The organism is Roseinatronobacter monicus (assembly GCF_006716865.1).
In the GTDB taxonomy this organism is placed as follows: Bacteria; Pseudomonadota; Alphaproteobacteria; order Rhodobacterales; family Rhodobacteraceae; genus Roseinatronobacter; species Roseinatronobacter monicus.
Map to the genome: position 1 here is coordinate 2,705,966 of NZ_VFPT01000001.1, position 19,442 is coordinate 2,725,407.

At 59.9% G+C, this 19,442-nt stretch carries 21 protein-coding genes and 1 pseudogene; 10 read left to right on the top strand and 12 right to left on the bottom strand.

The annotated features are described in order from the left end of the window. Positions 1–76 precede the first annotated feature (76 nt). A complete protein-coding gene (selD, locus tag BD293_RS12890) occupies positions 77–2,245 on the top strand; it encodes a selenide, water dikinase SelD (RefSeq protein ID WP_211841025.1) in 2,169 nt (722 codons plus the stop codon). Here the strand turns inward: selD and mnmH are convergent. The 3 genes from mnmH to BD293_RS12905 are packed head-to-tail and all read right to left on the bottom strand — an operon-like array spanning position 2,232 to position 6,589. Beyond that, a complete protein-coding gene (mnmH, locus tag BD293_RS12895; protein WP_142082366.1) occupies positions 2,232–3,317 on the bottom strand; it encodes a tRNA 2-selenouridine(34) synthase MnmH in 1,086 nt (361 codons plus the stop codon). The two genes, selD and mnmH, sit on opposite strands and share 14 nt — an antisense overlap. A gap of 42 nt (positions 3,318–3,359) precedes the next feature. Next, the gene (locus tag BD293_RS12900) at positions 3,360–5,888 is read right to left on the bottom strand and encodes an ABC transporter permease (RefSeq protein ID WP_142084570.1); all 2,529 of its coding nucleotides are present in this window, start codon (positions 5,886–5,888) and stop codon (positions 3,360–3,362) included. Next, entirely contained in the window at positions 5,888–6,589 is a 702-nt protein-coding gene (locus BD293_RS12905; protein WP_142082369.1) for an ABC transporter ATP-binding protein, read from the bottom strand. Before BD293_RS12905 ends, BD293_RS12900 begins: the two co-directional genes overlap by 1 nt. A 79-nt stretch (positions 6,590–6,668) precedes the next feature. Here BD293_RS12905 and BD293_RS12910 point away from each other — a divergent pair, with 79 nt between their 5' ends. After that, the gene (locus BD293_RS12910; RefSeq protein ID WP_142082371.1) at positions 6,669–7,307 is read left to right on the top strand and encodes an arylesterase; all 639 of its coding nucleotides are present in this window, start codon (positions 6,669–6,671) and stop codon (positions 7,305–7,307) included. Between the two features lie 125 nt (positions 7,308–7,432). Beyond that, complete coding sequence (gene metK, locus BD293_RS12915) at positions 7,433–8,599, top strand: methionine adenosyltransferase (RefSeq protein ID WP_142082374.1); 1,167 nt, start codon at positions 7,433–7,435, stop codon at positions 8,597–8,599. 88 nt (positions 8,600–8,687) lie between these two features. Here the strand turns inward: metK and BD293_RS12920 are convergent, their stop codons facing one another. Then, positions 8,688–8,894: a YgaP family membrane protein gene (locus BD293_RS12920; RefSeq protein WP_142082377.1), complete on the bottom strand. Its 207-nt coding sequence runs from the start codon at positions 8,892–8,894 to the stop codon at positions 8,688–8,690. Between the two features lie 212 nt (positions 8,895–9,106). On the opposite strand from BD293_RS12920, the gene copM reads away from it, so the two are divergent. Further along, entirely contained in the window at positions 9,107–9,514 is a 408-nt protein-coding gene (gene copM / locus BD293_RS12925) for a CopM family metallochaperone (protein ID WP_170207134.1), read from the top strand. A 32-nt stretch (positions 9,515–9,546) separates the two neighbouring features. Here the strand turns inward: copM and BD293_RS12930 are convergent, their stop codons facing one another. The 5 genes and pseudogenes from BD293_RS12930 to BD293_RS23550 form a co-directional block, all read right to left on the bottom strand. Further along, positions 9,547–10,053, bottom strand: coding sequence for a DUF2383 domain-containing protein (locus tag BD293_RS12930; protein WP_142082379.1), 507 nt, complete (start codon positions 10,051–10,053; stop codon positions 9,547–9,549). A gap of 63 nt (positions 10,054–10,116) precedes the next feature. After that, positions 10,117–10,290 carry a DUF1328 domain-containing protein gene (locus tag BD293_RS12935; protein ID WP_142084574.1) on the bottom strand — a complete coding sequence of 58 codons (174 nt, stop codon included), beginning with the start codon at positions 10,288–10,290 and terminating at the stop codon, positions 10,117–10,119. Positions 10,291–10,446: 156 nt separating this feature from the next. Continuing rightward, positions 10,447–11,172 (bottom strand): annotated as a pseudogene (locus BD293_RS12940) (response regulator); the annotation flags it as partial. Positions 11,173–11,199: 27 nt separating this feature from the next. Beyond that, a complete protein-coding gene (locus tag BD293_RS12945) occupies positions 11,200–12,024 on the bottom strand; it encodes an IS5 family transposase (RefSeq protein WP_142079963.1) in 825 nt (274 codons plus the stop codon). A gap of 64 nt (positions 12,025–12,088) precedes the next feature. Continuing rightward, a complete protein-coding gene (locus BD293_RS23550) occupies positions 12,089–12,346 on the bottom strand; it encodes a hypothetical protein (RefSeq protein ID WP_142082384.1) in 258 nt (85 codons plus the stop codon). Positions 12,347–12,387: 41 nt separating this feature from the next. Here BD293_RS23550 and BD293_RS12955 point away from each other — a divergent pair, with 41 nt between their 5' ends. The 5 genes from BD293_RS12955 to BD293_RS12975 are packed head-to-tail and all read left to right on the top strand — an operon-like array spanning position 12,388 to position 15,760. Continuing rightward, positions 12,388–12,567, top strand: coding sequence for a NepR family anti-sigma factor (locus BD293_RS12955; RefSeq protein WP_142082386.1), 180 nt, complete (start codon positions 12,388–12,390; stop codon positions 12,565–12,567). After that, positions 12,564–13,139 (top strand): RNA polymerase sigma factor, encoded by a 576-nt coding sequence (locus BD293_RS12960; RefSeq protein WP_142082387.1) that lies wholly within the window; start codon positions 12,564–12,566, stop codon positions 13,137–13,139. The genes BD293_RS12955 and BD293_RS12960 overlap by 4 nt, the downstream gene beginning before the upstream one ends. A 25-nt stretch (positions 13,140–13,164) precedes the next feature. After that, a complete protein-coding gene (locus BD293_RS12965; protein ID WP_246086369.1) occupies positions 13,165–14,901 on the top strand; it encodes a sensor histidine kinase in 1,737 nt (578 codons plus the stop codon). Positions 14,902–14,955: 54 nt separating this feature from the next. Continuing rightward, complete coding sequence (locus tag BD293_RS12970) at positions 14,956–15,465, top strand: DUF2231 domain-containing protein (protein WP_142082390.1); 510 nt, start codon at positions 14,956–14,958, stop codon at positions 15,463–15,465. Positions 15,466–15,496: 31 nt separating this feature from the next. Next, complete coding sequence (locus BD293_RS12975) at positions 15,497–15,760, top strand: hypothetical protein (protein ID WP_142082392.1); 264 nt, start codon at positions 15,497–15,499, stop codon at positions 15,758–15,760. Here BD293_RS12975 and BD293_RS12980 read toward each other — a convergent pair. Further along, positions 15,732–16,879, bottom strand: a protein-coding gene (locus BD293_RS12980) for an IS630 family transposase (protein WP_142084307.1) whose coding sequence is annotated in 2 segments (ribosomal slippage) — positions 15,732–16,432 and positions 16,432–16,879 — 1,149 coding nt in all. Because the reading frame shifts where the segments join, the coding sequence is not laid out codon by codon here. The two genes, BD293_RS12975 and BD293_RS12980, sit on opposite strands and share 29 nt — an antisense overlap. On the opposite strand from BD293_RS12980, the gene BD293_RS12985 reads away from it, so the two are divergent. Further along, on the top strand, positions 16,863–18,149 hold the full coding sequence (locus BD293_RS12985; RefSeq protein WP_281286664.1) for a ferredoxin reductase family protein: 1,287 nt from the start codon (positions 16,863–16,865) through the stop codon (positions 18,147–18,149). The two genes, BD293_RS12980 and BD293_RS12985, sit on opposite strands and share 17 nt — an antisense overlap. Positions 18,150–18,347: 198 nt before the next feature. On the opposite strand, the gene BD293_RS12990 is transcribed toward BD293_RS12985, so the two are convergent. Both BD293_RS12990 and BD293_RS12995 read right to left on the bottom strand, forming a co-directional pair. After that, the gene (locus tag BD293_RS12990; RefSeq protein ID WP_142082395.1) at positions 18,348–18,677 is read right to left on the bottom strand and encodes a hypothetical protein; all 330 of its coding nucleotides are present in this window, start codon (positions 18,675–18,677) and stop codon (positions 18,348–18,350) included. A 44-nt stretch (positions 18,678–18,721) separates the two neighbouring features. Next, positions 18,722–19,135, bottom strand: a complete 414-nt coding sequence (locus BD293_RS12995; RefSeq protein ID WP_142082397.1) for an ElaB/YgaM/YqjD family protein — start codon at positions 19,133–19,135, stop codon at positions 18,722–18,724. Positions 19,136–19,442 lie beyond the last annotated feature (307 nt).

Genomic DNA, 19,442 nt, shown 5'->3' on the forward strand with positions numbered 1-19,442 from the left:
TGCCGCAGGGTGTGCCCCCTCGTCTTTGGGGGGAAGCTGCGCTAAGCAGCCCACACCCCTCAACCGGAGCCATCTGATGCATATGCCCCTGCCCCTGACCCGCGATCTGGTGTTGATCGGTGGCGGGCACACGCATGCGCTGGTGTTGCATCGCTGGGCCATGCACCCCCTGCCCGGCGTGCGTGTCACCGTGATAAACCCCGACCCGGTTGCGCCCTATACCGGCATGTTGCCCGGCTTTATTGCAGGGCATTACAGGCGCGAAGAGTTGGATATAGACCTTGTGCGCCTTGCACGGCGCGCAGGCGCGCGGCTGGTGATGGGCAAGGCCAGTGGATTAGACCGCGCTGAAAAGCTGGTGCATGTGCAGGGCCGCCCCCCCATTGCCTATGATCTGGCTGCAATTGACATAGGCATCACATCTGATCTGCCGATGATACCCGGCTATGGCGATCATGCGGTTTCAGCAAAACCACTGGGGCGCTATGCGCAGCAATGGCAAGACTGGTGCGCAAGGCTGAAGACGGGGGCGGTGGCCGCACGTATCGCCGTGATCGGCGGCGGTGTCGCGGGGGTGGAGCTGGCGCTGGCGATGGCTTACCGGCTGCAACCGCACGCGCCACAGATCACCATCCTACAATCTGGCGCGCTGTTGCCCAATATCGGCGCACAGGCGCGCAAGCGGCTTATCGGCCATCTGGAGCGGTTTTCGGTCACAATCGTTGAGCAGGCCAAGGTCACGGACGTAACCCCGCAGGGCGTGACTTTGGCCGATGGCACGCAGATCGCGGCCAGTCTGGTGCTGGGGGCGGCAGGCTCGCGCCCGCAAGACTGGTTGCAAGATACAGGGCTGGAGTTGGCAGACGGGTTTGTCACAGTGGACCCTTATCTGCGCTCTGTCACCGACCCTGCCATCTTTGCGGTCGGCGATTGCGCGCATATGGCCCATGCCCCACGCGCGAAAGCGGGGGTCTATGCTGTGCGCCAAGCGCCCTATCTGTTCGACAATCTGCGCGCGGCCCTCGGGGTCGGGCGGCTGCGCGCCTACAAGCCGCAGCGCGATTATCTGAAACTGGTATCGCTGGGCGACAAGACCGCGCTGGCTGACAAATGGTCACTGCCGCTGGAAGGGCGCTGGCTTTGGGGGCTGAAAGACCGGATCGACGCCAAATTCATGGGCCAGTTCCGCGACCCGCGCCCCATGCCGCCTGCGCTGCCGCCTGCATATGCCGATGGGCTGGCAGAGATGCTGGGCGACAAACCCCTATGCGGCGGGTGCGGGGCCAAGATGGGGGCGCAAACCCTGCGCACCGCCTTGCCGGATGTGACGCGCGCCGATGTTGAGGCCGGGATCGGGGATGACGCCGCGATCTTGCGTATGGGTGATATGCGGCAGGTGATCGCAACCGACCATCTGCGCGCATTGACAGATGACCCATGGATGATGGCCCGCATTGCCGCCACCCATGCGCTGGGTGACATATGGGCAATGGGTGCGCGCCCGCAAGCCGCACTGGCGCAAGTGACCTTGCCGCGCATGGCCCCCGAATTGCAGACCCGCACCCTGCGCGAGGTGATGGCAGGCGCACAATCGGTACTGGAACCGGCAGGCGTGGCGCTGGTCGGCGGGCATAGCGCGATGGGGGCCGAAATGCAGTTGGGCTTTACTGTCACTGGCCTGCTTGACGGGGCTGCCACCACCAAAGCCGGCGCGCAGCCCGGCGATGTGCTGATCCTGACCAAACCCTTGGGGACAGGGGTCATCATGGCCGCTGAAATGCAGTGGGCCGCACCGGGTGGGGCGGTCGCAGGGGCATTGCATGCGATGGTGCAATCACAGGGCCGCGCGGCAGAGTTGCTGGCCCCTGTGGCACATGCGATGACCGATGTAACGGGTTTTGGGCTGGCCGGGCATCTGGCGGAAATGCTGGCGCAGGACGGCTTGTCAGCGCGGCTGGACCTTGGCGCGCTGCCGGTGCTGGACGGAGCCGAAGCGCTGGTCGCGGCGGGGTATTATTCCAGCATCGCCGCAGACAATCGCGCGGCACTCGCGGGGGTGTTGGACGCGCCCGATACAGCGCGCGCGGCATTGCTGGTGGACCCGCAGACGGCAGGCGGTTTGCTGGCCGCTGTTGCCCCCGCGCAAGCAGTAGCGATTGTCGCAAAACTGCAAGAGATGGGTTTCACTGCTGCCATTGTCGGGGAGGTCACAGGCCAGAACGGGCTGCAAATTATCGCGGAGTGAGCGGGCCAGCGAATGTGGCGCTTTCAGATTCCCGATGAATCATCTGTTGAAAAACGCGGTCTGCTGCGATTTCCTGTGACTTTTCCGATAAATCGTCCAGCGCGATGCGCAAGACAGCCTGCTGCCCCTTGCGCATACGCTGATAGCTTGGGTCGTAATGCGCGGCAATCAGGCTTTCGGCCAATGTTGCGAAATCACCAGTTGCGGCCAGCGCGCGCCATGCCTCTATCTGGGCGGCGGGCTGATAGGGGCGCAAGCCCTCAATCACCGCACCCAGCTTGTCAGGCTGTTCGGCAAACTCGCTATAGGCGCGCAGAGAATAGGCCGCACGCGCGGCCACCGGCGCGTCGATTTGCACACGCGGGGCCGCTTGCATGGCGCGCCACAGCGCGGGCGGCAGGCGGATATCGCCGATGCGGTTGGACTCTGCCTCAATCAGGACCGGGCGGGTGGGGTCCAGCGCGCAGATCGCCTGCGCCAGATGCGTCTCGAACATTTTTTGCGAGGGTTGCGGCGTCAGCCCGCCAAACAGCGACCCGCGATGCACGGCCAGCCCTTCGAGATCAATCACCTGCCCGCCCCGCGCGGCAACACGTGCAAGGATTTCGGTTTTGGCGCTGCCTGTGCCGCCATCAATCAGCAGGATCGGGGCCGGAAACGTGCCGTCATAGAGCAGCGTTTGCACCAGTTTGCGGTAGCTTTTATACCCACCCTCCAGCACTTCCGCGCGCCAGCCGATCTGGCGCAGGATCGTCGCAAAAGAGCCTGACCGCTGCCCACCGCGCCAGCAATACAAAAGCGGTTGCCAGTCGCCGGGTTTGTCCGCCAATGCGCCCAGCAGGTGGTGCGCGGCATTCTGCGCCACCAGTGCTGCACCCAGTTTGCGCGCGGTAAAGGGGCTGTCCTGTTTGTAGATGGTGCCTACGCGGGCGCGCTCGTCATCATCCAAAACCGGCAGGTTGATAGCCCCCGGCAGATGATCTTCGGCAAATTCGGCAGGGGCGCGCGCGTCGATGACTGTATCGAAGCGCGCGGTTTGCAGATGTTGCAATGTGTTCAGAACAAAATTCATGGGCACCCCCTGCCGCAGCCATGGCCGCGGCAGGTCAAAAGGTCAATCCTGCGCGCGCAATGTCTGCGCGGGGCGCACGGCCAGCGGGCGCAGCGCAAAGGCCAGTCCGGCCAGCAGCGTGGCCAAGATACCCCCCACGACAATGGCAATCGCCGAGACAGGCTCGAACTGGTAACTCGACTCCATCACAAAGCGCATGACGGCCCAGGATGCCAGCGCCGCTGCCGCCAGCGCTACAAGCCCTGCCGCCGCCCCCATCAGGACAGAGCGCAGCGCGAAACTGGCCAGAATGCCCGCGCGTGACGCCCCCAGCGTTTTCATCACGGCCGCCTCATAGACCCGCGCACGCTCGCCTGCCGCTGCCGCACCGATCAGCACAACAAAGCCGGTCAGAAGCGTGGCAAGGGCGGCATAGCTGGTGGCGGTCGCCATAGTGGACAGGGCTTCGGTCACGCGTTCCGCCGCTTCGCGCACACGAATGGCGGTGATATTGGGGAACATGTTGGACAGATCGCGCAGGATCGCGCCCTCAGCCGCTTCCAGCGCGTAGACGGTGGCGATGTGGGTATGCGGCGCGGAGCGCATCGGTTCGGGCGACATTACCATGACAAAGCCAATGCCCCCGGTCGAGAAATCAACCTCGCGCAGATTGGCAATCTCGGCGGTGATGTTGCGGCCCAGTATATTGACGGTGACATTATCGCCCACGCCAAGCCCCAGATCGGCGGCTTGCTCTGCCCCGAAACTGACCAGCGGCGGGCCGGAATAATCCTCCGCCCACCAGTCGCCTGCAATCAGGCGCGTGCCGTCTGGGATGGTCGCGGAATAGCTGATGCCACGATCCCCGCGCAGCACCCAATGCCCGGCATTGGGATGCTCACGCGAAGGAATGCCGTTTATCTCAGACACCACGCCGCGCAGCATGGGGGCTGTTTCCACGCGGTCGACATTTTCATCCTCGCCCAGCCGCTCCAGAAACCCGTCAATCTGGGTGTTCTGGATATCGAGGAAGAAATAGCTGGGCGCGCGGTCGGGCAAATCCATCGTGATGGCGCGGCGCAGGTTGCTGTCAATCTGGCCGACAGCCGCCAGCACGGTCAGGCCAAGACCCAAGGACAGGATCACAGCGGTCGCCCCTTCGCGCGGATTGCCAATCGCCCCCATCGCCATGCGCAGCGCGGTGCGCCCGCGCAGCGCGCGCGCCCGCGCCAGCCTGCGGGCCAGAAACCGCACACCAAGGGCGGCCAGCGACAAGACCGCCAGCGCCCCGATCACCCCGCCCGCCGTGGCATAGGCCAGATACGGGACAGCCGCGAAGGCCGCAGCGACCAGCACCAGCCCCACAACCAGCGCCAGCGTGACCAGCAGATAGGGCCAGCGCGGCCAGCCCTTGGACGATTCAGCGACACCGCGAAAGATGGTCGCGGCGCGCACATGTTCAGTGCGTGCCAGCGGCCAGAGGGTGAAGATAAGCGCTGTCAGTGCGCCATAAAGTGCAGCCTCGATCAGCGCGCGCGATTGCACGGTGATTTCAAGATCCACCGGAATCTGATCAACCACCAAGGGGGCCACGGCAAAGGGCACCACTGCCCCCAGCGCCAGCCCCAGCGCAAGGCCGATGACCGTCAGCACGCCGATCTGCATCAGGTACACGGCAAAGATCGTGCGGCTTTCGGCACCAAGGGTCTTGAGTGTGGCAATCACATTGGTCTTGCCATCGAGATAGGTGCGCACAGCGGCAGACACACCGACCCCGCCCACAGCAAGCCCCGCAAGGCCAACCAGCACAAGGAAAGACGACACGCGGTCAATCACATTGCGGATTTGGGGGGCTGCGTTGCGGCTGTCGCGCCAGCGCACGCCTGCGCCGTCAAACTGCGTGGTGACGATGCCGCGCGCCTGATCCAGCGACAGGTCGGGCAAAAGCAGGCGGTAGTTCACTTCGTATAGCGTGCCCGGCCCCAGCAATTCGGCACTCTCCAACGCGTCGCTGCGCACCAGCGTGCGCGGGCCAAAGCCGAAATTTGCACCCAGCCCGTCGGGTTCGCGGGTGATGTGGGCGCGCAAGGTGAATTCCTGAACGCCAAGGCGGAATGTATCGCCCATCTCCAGCCCCAAGCGCTCGGCCAAGATGCGCTCCATCACGCCGCCGGGCAGACCGTCTTGCACCTCCAACGCCTGTTCCAGCGGAATGGGCGGGTCAAGCCCGATGCTGCCCACCAGCGGATAGGCCGCATCTACGCCCTTGACCTGCGTGACCGAACGTTCGGCTGTGTCGCCTGTGCCGGTCACGGCCATGGACCGGAAATCGACGATTTCCGAGACTTGCGCGGCGAAACCGTCCAGCCAGTCGCGTTCCTCCGGGGTGGCGAAGCGGTAGGTCATGCGCAATTCGGCGTCCCCGCCCAAAAGTGTCGCCCCTTCGCGCGCCAGCCCGTCATCAATCGCCCCGCGCACGGACCCGACCGCCGCGATGGCCCCGACGCCCAAGGCCAGACAGGCCAGAAACACCCAGAACCCGCGCAAGCCGCCGCGCAATTCGCGGCGTGCGATCTTCCATGCGACAGAGATCATTCAGCGGCCTCTTTGCGGTGTGTCTCGACACCTGATATCCGGCCATCGGCCAGCGTGATGACCCGGTCGCACCGCGCGGCCAGTTCAGGCGCATGGGTCACCAGCACCAAGGTTGCACCGTGGCGGTCGCGCAGGCCGAACAGAAGGTCCATGATCGCCTCGCCATTGGGGCCGTCCAGATTGCCGGTCGGTTCATCGGCCAGCAAAATATCAGGGCGCGGTGCTGCGGCGCGGGCAAGGGCCACGCGCTGCTGCTCGCCGCCCGACAACTGGGCGGGGTAATGGTCCAGCCGGTGGCCAAGGCCGACCGCGCGCAATTCTTCCTCGGCGCGGTCAAACGCATCGCGCCGGCCTGCCAGTTCCAGCGGGGTCGCAACGTTCTCGAGCGCGGTCATTGTCGGAATCAGGTGGAAAGACTGGAACACCACACCCATATGTTCCCTGCGGAACCGGGCAAGCGCATCTTCGCCAAGGGCAGTCAGATCATGGCCAAGCGCCGACACTGCCCCGGATGTTGCACGCTCCAACCCGCCCATGAGCATGAGGAGTGATGATTTGCCCGACCCAGATGGCCCGATCAAACCCACGGTTTCGCCGCGCGTGACATCCAGAGTGATTGACCGCAATATGTTCACTGGCCCCGCATTTCCCTGCAAGGTCAAGTCCACATCCCTGAACGAGAGTACCATGTCCTTCATCCAGACTTTCCTTTTAAAAAACCATTCACCTGCATATGGGGTTGCGTCCTCATTCGGCAACTGCTGCGCTGCGGCAATCATGTCTTTCACGCTTGTGGCGGGCAGCTCCGTCGCCACTGCTGCGGAAACGCCCATCCGGCTTGTCGCCTTGGGCGACAGCCTGACCCAAGGCTACGGCCTGCCAACCGATGAGGGGTTTGTGCCGCAATTGCAAGCCTGGCTGGATGCGCAGGGGGTTGAGGTTGAGGTCATCAATGCCGGTGTGTCTGGTGATACCACAGCGGGCGGGCTGGCGCGGATGGACTGGACGCTGGACGAACCTGTTGACGCGATGTTGATCGCGCTGGGTGGCAATGACCTGTTGCGCGGTCTGAACCCTGCCTCGAGCAAGGAAAACCTGAGCGGTATTTTGGCGCGGCTGGAGCGCGAGGGCATCCCTGCCATATTGGCTGGCCTGCCTGCGCCGGGCAATTACGGGCCTGAATTTCAACTGGCATTCGAGCGCATGTATGTTGACCTTGCGGGCATGTATGACGTGCCGCTTTACCCCAATTTCATGCAGCCCATGACCGACAAGGCGGATGAAGGTGTCAGCTTTGCCGATCTGATGCAGGACGATCACATCCACCCCAATGCCGAAGGTGTGGCCCTGATCGTCGAGGGGCTCGGCCCGGAATTACTTGAATTCTTGCGTGGGCTTGATGCACAACCGTCCTAGGTTGCTTCCCTGCTGAGAGTTGTGGCCCCTGACGCTTCTTGCTATGGGCCATAACTGACAATGACCATATGACAGGCTGGCCGCGGCGATCCAAAAGCCACGGCGGCACCAGCAGGCGGATGACCATGGCAAGAGACAATTACATTTTCACCTCGGAATCTGTGTCCGAGGGGCACCCCGACAAGGTTTGTGACCGCATCTCGGATGCGGTACTGGATGCACTACTCGCCGAAGAAGAAACCGCGCGCGTCGCGTGCGAAACCTTCGCCACATCCTCGCTGGTGGTGATCGGTGGCGAAGTGGGCCTGTCCGACCCCGAGCGGCTGAAAGATTACATGGGGCGCATCCCGCAGATCGCGCGCGATTGCATCAAGGATATCGGCTATGAACAGGACAAGTTCCACTGGAACACCTGCCATGTGCTGAATTTCCTGCATGAGCAATCGGCCCATATCTGGCAGGGCGTGTCACAGGATGGCGCGGGCGATCAGGGGATCATGTTCGGCTATGCCGTGGATGAGACACCTGAATTGATGCCCGCCCCCATTCAATATGCGCATCAGATCCTCAAGCGGTTGGCGGAAGTGCGCAAATCCGGCGTAGAGCCGACCTTGCGCCCCGATGCCAAAACGCAGTTGTCGCTGCGCTATGAGGGGGGGCGCCCGGTCGAGGTCACGCAGCTGGTCCTGTCAACCCAGCACGCAAGCGCCGACCAGAAACCCGATGACATTCGCGCGATTGTCGAACCCTATATCCGCGAAGTGCTGCCCGCCGACTGGCTGACCGAGAAAACCGAATGGTGGGTCAACCCGACAGGCACCTTTGTGATTGGTGGCCCGGATGGGGATGCCGGTCTGACGGGGCGCAAGATCATTGTTGACACCTATGGCGGGTCTGCCCCGCATGGGGGCGGTGCATTCTCGGGCAAAGACCCGACCAAGGTGGACCGCTCTGCCGCATATGCTGCGCGCTATCTGGCCAAGAATGTGGTGGCCGCAGGCATGGCCAAACGCTGCACCTTGCAGATTTCCTATGCGATTGGTGTTGCAAGGCCGCTGTCCATCTATGTGGATACGCATGGCACAGGGTTGGTCGATGACGAAGCTATCGAGCGCGCCGTGGCAAAGGTCATGGACCTGACACCGCGCGGTATTCGTGAACATCTGGGCCTGAACCGGCCCATCTATGCACGCACAGCGGCCTATGGCCATTTCGGGCGCGCACCGGAATCGGATGGCGGCTTTTCATGGGAGCGCACCGATCTGATCGAGGCGCTGAAGAAAGCGGTCTGAACGCCGCGCTGGGCGCCGCAAAATATAAAGCGCAAGGCCGCGGGCCTTGCGCTTTTTCAGATCAGATGGGTGCGCAAATCTTCCGAGCTTACGCGCGGGCGGTGGTGCTGCCCTTCAGGCCCAGTTTGCGGAACACCATCGCGGCAGGGCAAAAGCCCGTGAACGCCGATTGAAACATGTTCAGCGCAATCAGCACTGTGAACCAGATGAACATGGGCGAGACAAAGGCGGTCAGCAACACGCTGATCAGAACCATTACGCCCGCAAAAGCAAGAACTGCACGATCGACTGTCATAGCAAATACTCCAATATAGATTCTCTTCATAATCGCATATCGCAATATGTAATTCAAGTATATGCATGTTTTAATTTGATTGACCAACTTGCGCGTCCACCTTGGGCATTGCTGGCACCCTTTCGCGCGACAAAACCATCACGCGCTCGTGACTTTCCTTCCAGTTACTGGAGCGCGCTAACAGACCTCAGACATCACAGCAGGAGAATTTGATGAAACCCGTTAATCTTGCCGCCAGCCTTGTTTTTGCCGCCGCAGTGGGTGCAGGTGGCTATGCCATTGCATCAAACCACGGGCATATGAATCACGGCGATCATGGTGGGCATGGCGACCATGCAGACCATAGCAGCGACCGCTCCGACCTGCCCGCCTCGACCCGCGCCTATATGGATGCGAATGACGCCATGCATGCCGACATGATGATCGAGTTTACAGGCGATGCGGATGCCGATTTCATCCTAGGGATGATCCCGCATCATGAGGGTGCGGTCGTGATGGCCGAGATTGTTCTGGAACATGGCACTGATCCCGAAGTTGCCAATCTTGCCCGCGAGATAATCGCCGCCCAGAACGAGGAAATCGACTGGATGCGCGCATGGCTGGCAGAACGCGGCCAGTAATATTGGCGGGGCGGGTCACACCGCCCCTGCTTTCAGACAGCGTGCGCGCGCAGCAGCGCGTTTAACTGTTCCATGTGATAGGACAGCATCGCATTTGCCTCTATCGTCTGGCCGGTGTCGCGCGCTTGCTCATATGCTTCAAAGACGTGCTTTTCCCCTTCTTTGACGCGATCCATGACATCCGCGGTCACGTCTTCAAACCACGACCGGATTTCGATGAGCGAGCTGTTCACTGCGCCGAAAAACGACCCGTCGTCATTGGGGTCACGCCCCATCTTGCGCAGATAGCCTGCCAGTTCCGCTTCGTGTTTCTGATGCGTTGTCAGGAAGGCATCGGCCACTGGCTTGAATTCGGGTTCTGCCTTTTCGGACAGTTTCTCAAATCCTGCGATCGTGTCGAGCACGCGGGTGTGCACCTCGGCGATCTTGTCGAGCGGGTCATCGCCGGGGTGCAGTTCTGGTTCCGGCACGGTCTCGATCGGATCAGACGCGCCGGGCGCCAGTTTCGGGTTCAGATGTTTGATATCCTTGGGGTCCATGAAACTGCCTTTCCGTGACCAAGGGCAAAAGCCGATTCTGATGAACCGGCTTTTGTAGCCTTGTCACAATGGGGGTTGCCCTCGTACTGCACGCGCGATCAGCGCAACAACAAACAGCACAAGGAATATGACAAAGAGGATCTGTGCAATCGATGATGCTGCACCCGCGATACCTGAAAATCCAAGTGCCGCAGCAACAAGAACAACGATCAGAAAAGTAAGAGCCCAGCCTAGCATTGTGTTTCCTTTCATTCAGCGTCGCAAATGCGACCATTAGAAAGAGAACGAACGGCGCATAGCTCGGTTCCGTTTTGCAAGTGAATGCACATGATTTGTGATCGAAATAAAAAAAGACCCGGCTGGGCCGGGTCTTGGTCGTCGCTATGCGGGCAATCAGGCCTTTAGCGTTTGTGTCGATGCAAAGAACATGGCCTGCGATACCGCAGAGCGCACCTGCTCTTCCTCAAAGGGCTTGGTGATCAGGAAGGCCGGCTCTGGCTTGTCACCTGTCAGCAAACGCTCAGGGTAGGCGGTGATGAAGATCACCGGAATCTCGGGGTATTCCGTCAGCAACTCGGTCACGGCCTCAACCCCGGAGGAATCGTCGGCAAGGTGAATGTCGGCCAGAATCAGGTCGGGGCGTTCGCGCTTGCCCAAGGCAACGGCCTCTTTGTGCGTGCGCGCAATGCCCGTGACCTCGTGCCCCATATCGGTGGCAATGCTTTTGACATCCAGCGCGATCAGAGGTTCGTCCTCAATGATCTGGATGCGACCCTGCACCGATTTCGACATTTCATGATATGCGATGGCGATCAGTTCCTGTGCCTCGGCTTCGGGCACCTGAATGATCCGGGCAATCTGGTCATATGAAAATTCTTCCAGCGACCGCAGCAAAAGCGCCTCGCGCGTGTTCGGTGTCAGATCTGCCAGCAAACTTTGCGCGCGCGCTTCAATGCCCTCGACCGGGTCGACACCGACAGGCGCCCCCGTTGTCTGCCAAACCGAATGAAACGCCTGAAACAATGCCAGCTTTGGTGAAAGGGCATCGTTCAGCAAGCTTCGATCTTGCAAGATCGCCTCTAGCGTCGCGGCGGCATAACTGTCACCGGACTGCTGAGAGTCGGATTCAAAACTCTTCGTTGTATTTCAGTTTCTTGCGAGATGCCGCGTTACGCGTCTAATGTGTGCGATGAGGATCCAAGCTTCTGCGCTTGCGATGGATTTCTCCCAGTCTTTCGACAGGCGCCGACATCGGTTCAGCCAAGCAAAGGTGCGCTCGACGACCCACCGTCGTGGCAGCACTTCAAAGCCCTCCGCGGTGTCGGAGCGCTTGACGATCTGGACGGTCCATCGGCCGAGGGCTTTTAGCGCATCCCGTAGCTTGGGCCCTGCATACCCGCCGTCAGCGAATACGTGCCGCAATGACGGGTAGCGTGCGACGATAGCTTTCAACACATCCGGCGCACCATCCCGGTCCTGAATTCCGGCGCTATGGACCACCAGGCTCAGCAGTAATCCTACCGTGTCGGTTACGATGTGGCGCTTGCGGCCCTTGATCCTTTTGCCTGCATCATAGCCGCTAACCCCTCCACTTTCAGTGGTTTTTACGCTCTGGCTATCGATGACCCCGGCTGTTGGCTGGGCTTTACGGCCCTCGGCCAATCGCGCGGCTTCAACCAGCTGGCGGTTCATCTCCTCAAGCAAGCCGTTATCACGCCACGTGTAGAAATAACCCCGCACCGTCGACACCGGCGGAAAGTCGTGGGGCAACATGCGCCACTGGCATCCGGTCGTTGCGATGTAGAGGATCGCGTCGAAGATGTCGCGCAAATCTGTCGTGCGTGGTCTGCCGGTTGTCTTGGGTGGCGGCATCAAAGGCGCTATCAACGACCATTCTGCGTCAGTCATATCGCTTGCGTATCTGCCGCCTTTTCGGTCATGTTGGCGACGGGTGAGTTCGGTCCAGGCCATTGGGGTCTCCGTTCAGCTTCACAACCGAATAGAATCACAACCTGCTGAACTCACTCAACTACTTTTAAATCGGGCTCTGAGACCCGGTGAGCGCGCGCGCGTAGCGGCGCAGGTAGGGCAGCTCTTTTGCGATCTGCAACGATGTCGACATATTCTCTCCCAAGGGTGTGTGCATGCAATAGTACCATCTTTCTGTGACAATCAGAATATTCTGACTCTTCGTGCGAACGAATTTTTTTCGTTTCATGGAACCCAACGCAATAGCTGGCGTTTGGTTCCTGAATGCGGCTCGGCCGCCATCTTGCGTATCAAGCGAGATCATGTCAGGTTGAAGAAGTTGGAGCCTACGGCGAAATGACAACAATGAGTGGAACGGACGATAACGAGTCTAACGGAATTGCGCCAGCAGTGGCGCAACAAATTGATGAGAACCTCAAACGGCTTTATTCCGATGCGACGTCCGAAGATTTACCCCCCAGCCTGACTGAACTGCTGAATGCGCTTCGAGAGAAAGACGCTCAGGAAAAGTCAGGTGACGAATGACAACGCAAACAAAGGCGCAAACGCCTGCTGATCCACGTGACGAAATCGTCACGTATTTGCCTGCGCTGCGCGCATTCGCGCGCGGCCTTACAGGAAACGTAACCAGCGCAGATGATCTTGTGCAGGATACAGTGCTTAAGGCATGGAGCAAATTCGACCAGTTCCATGAGGGCACGAACCTGCGCGCGTGGTTGTTCACCATTTTGCGCAACACCTTTTTGTCGCAGCAGCGCAAGCGGGCCAAAGAAGTGTCCGACAGTTCGGGCAGTTTCGCTGCAAAACTGGCCTCGAAACCCGACCATGACGGACGTCTGGCGCTTCAGGAATTGAACGAAGCGCTCAAGACCCTGCCGGTCGAGCAGCGCGAAGCGCTGTTGCTGGTCGGTGCATTGGGCTTCTCGATTGAGGAAGCGGCAGAAACCTGTGGTTGCGCGCCCGGGACAATCAAAAGTCGCGCCAATCGCGGGCGTAAGGCATTGGCGGAAATATTGCATCTCGACAAGGGCGAACAACTGGACTCGACCGACAGTTCGGTGACAGCGGTCATGGCCGCGTCACCAACAATATTCTGAGGACAAGAACATCAAGTTGCGAACAGTGTCAGTGCCCAAGATCAGCAATCGCCTGGCGACGCGTCTGGCGATCCTGCTGACATTGGCGCTGGCCCCGCTTGGCTCGGTTGCGATTTACTCGGAATTCGATACGTGGCGCACGCAAAAAGAGGCGTCCGAATTGCAGTTGATCTCGCGGACGGTGGACGCGGTGACCGGGCAGCGCGCCTTGCTGGAAAGCGCTATGATCGCGTCGGATTCGCTGTCCACGCTTGTGGTGGACAGGTTGGGCAATACCACCGCGTGTTCTGCCTTTCTGGCAGATTTCATTTCAGAATCGGGCTTTTACGCCTTTGCGGGTTTCATTGATGCCGAGGGGCAGATGGCCTGTGTGTCTGAGGGGGAGCCTGTTGATTTCAGCGCCAGCGAATCTTTCGCGCAGTCAGTCGAAAGCCCGCGCGCATGGTTCAGTTTTCAACCCACAGGGGCGGTTACCGGCCGCCCTGTCGTGCTGATAAACAGACCCGTGTTCGAGGAAGACGAGCTGCTTGGATTCTTGTCAATTTCGATTTCGCGCAGAAGTTTCGATATGATTGCGACGCCGCCTGACAGCGAAAATGCGCCCCGCGTGTCCTATCTTGTCAATCATCTGGGGCAGACCCTGACCAGCTCTGACAGCCCGGATGCGGACGAGTTGCTGCCAAAGCCCGACATTCTGGACGACGCTATCAGCGATCGCCAAGGCATTTTCTCGGCCCGGACCGTCGGCGGCAACGAGCGTTTGTTTACACTGGCGGAGCTTATCCCCGGACAATTGTTCGTGCTGGGAAGCTGGAATGCCGATCAGTCGCACAGTCTGCGCCAGTTCAATTACTGGCAGATCGGCTTTCCGCTTCTGATGTGGCTTGCCTCGGTCGCGGTGGTGATGTTTGCAATACATTATATGGTTGCGCGTCACTTGCGCCATATCAACACGCAACTGCGCCGCTTCGCACTTGGAAACCGCGCAGAATTTCAACGCTTGCCCGACGAAGCCCCAAGTGAGCTGCGCGAAATTGATTCAACCTTCACCAAAATGGCGCGCCTCATCAGCCGCGACGAGGTCGAGCGCGAAAACGCCCTGCGTGAGAAAACTGTCTTGTTGAAAGAAGTACATCACCGGGTAAAAAACAATCTGCAACTGATTGCCTCGATACTTAATTTGCAACTGCGCCGCCTGACCGACCCCGAAGCGCGCGCCATTTTGCAAGGTGTCCAGTCGCGCGTGCGCTCGCTGGCCTCTATCCATCGCAAGCTGTATGAGCAAAACCGCATCTCGCATTCAAATGCGACCGAGTTCTTTGAAACGATCCTGCGCGAAACCCTGGCGCTTGCGAAGTCAGAGCAAACGGATCTGGAAGTCGAGACACATTTTGAACCTGTCGTTCTGGCGCCGGACAAGATCATCCCGAGTGCCCTTCTCTTTGCCGAGGCGCTGACGAATGCTGTGAAACATGCAAGTCCACCACGCAAAAATGCCCCACCCCAGATGAAGGTCAGCTTTCTGGCGCGCGATGGACATGCCGAATTGCGGGTGCGCAACTCTTTGTCCAACGCGGGTACGGAAGCCTTGACCTATGGGCTGGGTCAGGAATTGATGACGGCCTTTGCGCTACAGGTTCACGGTGATTTCGAAAGTGGCCCCGTACAGGATGCGCAGGGTCATGGCTGGGAAACGCGTCTGCGCCTTGGTGACTCTGGCCTGAATGACACGCCGCCGCCCCCGGACGCCCCGAAGGACTGACCTGCTTGCCCTGCCCCTGCCCGCCAGATTGACCTTGTCGAAAGGCGCATTCCAATGTCAGACACTCCCCCCCGACTGACCGACCCCGTAGATGAGCACCGCGCGCTGCATGAAACCGAGTCGCGCATCGCCCTTGCCGGTCATCCGCTACATGCCATGCTGGTGGCCTTTCCAATAGCGCTGACCATGTCCGTTTTTGGCGCTGATCTGCTGTATTGGTGGACGGGCGACGCATTTTGGGCGCGTGCTGCGGGCTGGGCCGCGTTCGGCGCTTTCCTTATGGGGGTGATTGCGGGCGTGACCGGGACAGTGGAATTGCTGATGGTCCGGGGCATTCGCAACCGCTCGGCCAGTTGGACACATTTCATTCTTGCTGTGATGCTGTTGTCGATCATGGGGGCCAACTGGGCGCACCGCATCGGCGATTATGAAGGGGCGGTGCTGCCCTTGGGCCTGATCCTGTCTTTCGTGGCCGCAGGCCTGACGGCTGTAACAGGCTGGCACGGGGGCAAGCTGGTGTTCGACTATCAGATCGGCACGAAAATGCCCGACACAAAGGACTAAGCTGCTCGGCGCGAGCAGAGTTGTGGAACCAATGCCCCCCATCACTCGTTATACCCCGATGGAAGATACTGCCAGAACGGCCACGCAACGCGCACGCGCGCACCAGCCCGCCGCAGACCGCAAATACACAGTGCTGATACATGCAACAGCAGTGTTGCTGCTGGGTATTGGCGCTATCGCGGCCCCGTTTGTCGTATTGCACTATACAGGGCCAACCCCGTCCGGCGGTGTGATCTGGGATTTCAGCATGGGCCTAGTCCTGCGATTCACTCGATTTGCGGATAAAGCCGGATAAGCTTTGTGCGCGCGTCTTGAGTTGTGAACTGCCAGTTGGTTTTGGCGCGTTGGGAGTTGCGATTTGTTGTCCATGCATCGACTTCGGCCTTCAGCATAGTTTTGTCCGGGATGCGCCGGGCCAGACATTGGCGAGCGAGGACGCTGAGTTCACATTCAGCGATGTTGAGCCAAGACCCATGTTTTGGCGTGTAGTGCCATTCGAACCGTTGTGCGATGCGGCGCGCTTGGGCAGGCGGGAAAGCCTCGTACAGCGATGCAGGGTTGTGGGTGTTCAGATTATCCTGCACGAGATCGATCTTTTCGGCATAGGGAAAGTGGAGATCAGCCAGATCGCGCAGGATATGGGCATAATCGATGGCAGTGCGTCGATCGCGTATCTCGACGTGGCGCCAGCCCTCCAGAGGAGCGAATAACATGAACAGGCTGGCGACACCTGCGCGTTCATATTCGTAGTCATGGCGCGCCTCGCGCCCTGGCTGCATGGGAATGGGTGTGCGGGTCTCACGGGTCAATTGTTTGCTGGTCTCGTCCAGACAAACCAGCGGACGGTTTTGATCGTGTGGACGGGTGTAGACGTCCAGCACATTCTCCATGGCCGCCACGAAACCAGCGTTGGCTTTGGGTGGGATTACCCAGTACCGGTTCCGGTGCGGTTTGAGCGCGTTTTTTTAAGCGTGCGTTGGATTGTGGTATCACTGGCCTGCTCAACAATGCCCAGTTCGACAACCCGCTTTTCCAACAACCTGAGTGTCCAGTGCGTATATCCTTCGGGTGGTTCGGAACAGGCAAGCGCGATCAGCTTGGCCTCGGCTTGCCCATCGAAGATCCGAGGTTGTGAAAGCGACGCTGGAACTTTGCGCGCTAAAGTCGCCTCAAGCCCTTCCTCCACAAGTTGGCGCCGGGTGCGGAAAACAGTCGAGAGACTGGTCTCTAATGCCTCGGCAATGCGCGCATCTTCCCATCCCGGGCCATCAGAGGACACATCCGCCTTCAGCAAAATCCGCGCCTTCAGCAGTCTGTAGGCGGCTTGCCGACCCGTTCTGATCATCCCTTCAAGGTGTTCACGCTCCTCTGTCGTCAGTCGAACTACATACTTCGGCTTGCACCCTCTTGTCATCATCTCACCCCCAGAAAGCTGCTACGCTCCACAGAGATTCAGAAAAAATCAAAGCTGTCAAATACCCCGAAGCGAGGCACTAGGCTTTGGCGCGCTTGGTATGGCGGCGCTGCAATTCGCGCTGACAGGCCGCCTGCGCTGGATCACGCACCCGTTCGGGGCCGATATTGTCTACCTTGCGCATCGCTATCTCAGTTGGGGGGCAGTCGGGTTGATGCTGGCGCATTTTGCGCTGCTCTATGTGTTTCACCAAGACATGCTGGGCGTTCTCAACCCGCTAGAGGCTCGCTGGGAACTGACTGCGGGGCGCGTCGGGCTGGTGTGTTTTCTGGCGCTGATCGTGACATCCGAGTTCCGCAAACGCCTGCATTTGCGTCACGAGTGGTGGCGCAGCCTGCATCTGGGGCTGGCGCTGTGCGGCATGATCGCCGCCACTGCACATGTGCTGGGCGTGGGCAATCTGACCGACACACCCGCAAAGCGCGCGCTATGGCTGGGCGTGACCTTCGGCTTTGTTGCGATTTTGGTTTATACGCATCTGATCCGCCCTTGGATATCGGCCCGCAATCCGTGGCGTGTTGTGGCCAACACCCAAGAACGGGGCGGCGTCCACACGCTGGAGTTGGAGCCACAGGCCCGCGCCCTGCACCGCTGGAAACCCGGTCAGTTTGCGTGGCTCAAGGTAGAGCGGTCGCCCTATTCGCTGATCGAGCATCCTTTCACCATCTCGACGGCACCGGAAAAAGGGCCAAATTTGACATTCTCGGTGAAACCGCTAGGGGATCACTCGGCAGAGTTGGCCAACACCGCTGTCGGCGCACGTGCCTATGTGGACGGCCCTTACGGTGCGTTTTCGATTGACCGTCTGGCCAAGGCCCCCGGCCTTGTCATGATCGCAGGCGGTGTCGGGATCACGCCCATTCTGGCCAATTTACATGCTTTAGAGGCCCGCTCCGATCCGCGGCCGATCATCCTGATCTATGGCAATGCCACTTGGGAAGACGCCAGCTTTCGTGAAGAGTTGGGCAATATGAAACGGCATCTGAACCTGACGCTGGTGCATGTCATTGAAAACCCACCAGAAGGGTGGGATGGTGCAACTGGCAGGGTGGACCGCGAGACGCTGATCGAGCATTTGCCCGCCGACACGCGCAACTGGCCGCATCTGCTATGTGGCCCCGCCCCTATGGTGCAGGCCGTACGTCGGGAGTTGGATAAGCTTGGCGTCAAATCCCGCCATATCGACCACGAAATTTTTGAGTTGGTCTGAGAGATGCGCACCAAACTTGCCGTCTATTTCGCCATTTTCCTAACGCTGCTGGCCATTGCTCTGGCAGCAACGATGGCGCTTCCCTTAGTGTAGACGGTGGACACGCGGTCGGCCCGCCGCAGGAATTTGGGACAAGGGCACATGAAAAACGCTGTGCTGCTAGGTGCAACACAGCGTTTCAAATTAGCGATCTTGCGATCACTTCTTGCGGTTTTTGATCTGTGCGTAAATGCTGACGCCAAACAGGAACGCTTCCATCAGGGCGGGAAAGTCACCTTTTGGCCGGTATCCTTCGCCACGCGCCGATTGCGCGCGCAACTGCTGATCCAGTGTCGGGATTACTGGCGCTCTGCGCCCGCGAAATGCCAACACAATCAGGCCCAGACCACATAGAATTGCCCCGCAGGCAAAATTTGCAATCAGCGGAGAAAATTCCTCAGCAAGGATAAGCCACCCTGCCGAGACCAGAAAGCCACCGCCCACCGCCAGAAGCGCGCCGCCCAATGCGGCGATGACAATCTGGCGCATTTGCCATTGCAGCCTCAGCCGGATTTGATGGTACGGAACCAGCATCAGCGCCGCGACATGAGCATGGCCAGAAGGAAGCCCGCGCCTGCCGCAATGCCCAAAGCAACGGCCGGGCGGTCTTTTGCGAAATCTTCCGCCGTGCCAAGGGCCTCTTCAACCTGATCGGCTGCGTATTCATACCCGTCTTCGGCTGTTTCATATGCCTTGCGGCCCCGGCGACGGGCAGATTGTGCAGCGTGGCGCGCGGTGTTCTGTCCTGCCCGCTTCACGGCAGAGGTCAGTTCGGCAAGATCGGATTTCACCAATTCAAGCTGCTCGCGCAACTCGTCATAGGTCAGTTCTGCCAATTCCTCGACATCCTGCGCGGTGCGCGCGGCATTGTCTTTGGCCTGCGCCGCTTTCGCGCTTGCGGCGGATTGGGAATTGCTCTGGGATTTATCGGTGGTTTGTCGTGACATGGTCTCTCCTATGGCGCGCAGGGATGGTGGCGCGCCGCTTGCAATTATGTGTAGGTGTCTTGTGGTTGCGCCTTAGAACGGGCACCGGCATACAGCACAGGTCATCAAAATCTCCTTATGTACGAGACGTGTTCAATATCTATAACGCACTGGCCAGCGCAGGGTTCCGACTGCGGCGCGACATGGGCGAATTATCTGATGTCCCTGACAGCGCGATTGCGCCGCAAATGTAAATCTTGCACGACACGGGCTGTGATCGGGCATCGGCGCGGCGAACTGCCCTCAAAGAAGCGGTATTTCGCCAGAA

Bases quoted from the DNA above. Each gene is read 5' to 3' on its own strand.
- BD293_RS12910 (WP_142082371.1), top strand. From the start codon at position 6,669: ATGTCTTTCACGCTTGTGGCGGGCAGCTCCGTCGCCACTGCTGCGGAA.
- copM (WP_170207134.1), top strand. From the start codon at position 9,107: ATGAAACCCGTTAATCTTGCCGCCAGCCTTGTTTTTGCCGCCGCAGTG.
- BD293_RS12960 (WP_142082387.1), top strand. From the start codon at position 12,564: ATGACAACGCAAACAAAGGCGCAAACGCCTGCTGATCCACGTGACGAA.
- metK (WP_142082374.1), top strand. From the start codon at position 7,433: ATGGCAAGAGACAATTACATTTTCACCTCGGAATCTGTGTCCGAGGGG.
- BD293_RS12920 (WP_142082377.1), bottom strand. From the start codon at position 8,894: ATGACAGTCGATCGTGCAGTTCTTGCTTTTGCGGGCGTAATGGTTCTG.
- BD293_RS12935 (WP_142084574.1), bottom strand. From the start codon at position 10,290: ATGCTAGGCTGGGCTCTTACTTTTCTGATCGTTGTTCTTGTTGCTGCG.
- BD293_RS12995 (WP_142082397.1), bottom strand. From the start codon at position 19,135: ATGTCACGACAAACCACCGATAAATCCCAGAGCAATTCCCAATCCGCC.
- BD293_RS12945 (WP_142079963.1), bottom strand. From the start codon at position 12,024: ATGGCCTGGACCGAACTCACCCGTCGCCAACATGACCGAAAAGGCGGC.
- BD293_RS12905 (WP_142082369.1), bottom strand. From the start codon at position 6,589: ATGAAGGACATGGTACTCTCGTTCAGGGATGTGGACTTGACCTTGCAG.
- BD293_RS12955 (WP_142082386.1), top strand. From the start codon at position 12,388: ATGAGTGGAACGGACGATAACGAGTCTAACGGAATTGCGCCAGCAGTG.
- BD293_RS12930 (WP_142082379.1), bottom strand. From the start codon at position 10,053: ATGGACCCCAAGGATATCAAACATCTGAACCCGAAACTGGCGCCCGGC.
- BD293_RS12970 (WP_142082390.1), top strand. From the start codon at position 14,956: ATGTCAGACACTCCCCCCCGACTGACCGACCCCGTAGATGAGCACCGC.
- BD293_RS12975 (WP_142082392.1), top strand. From the start codon at position 15,497: ATGCCCCCCATCACTCGTTATACCCCGATGGAAGATACTGCCAGAACG.
- selD (WP_211841025.1), top strand. From the start codon at position 77: ATGCATATGCCCCTGCCCCTGACCCGCGATCTGGTGTTGATCGGTGGC.
- mnmH (WP_142082366.1), bottom strand. From the start codon at position 3,317: ATGAATTTTGTTCTGAACACATTGCAACATCTGCAAACCGCGCGCTTC.
- BD293_RS23550 (WP_142082384.1), bottom strand. From the start codon at position 12,346: ATGATCTCGCTTGATACGCAAGATGGCGGCCGAGCCGCATTCAGGAAC.
- BD293_RS12990 (WP_142082395.1), bottom strand. From the start codon at position 18,677: ATGCGCCAGATTGTCATCGCCGCATTGGGCGGCGCGCTTCTGGCGGTG.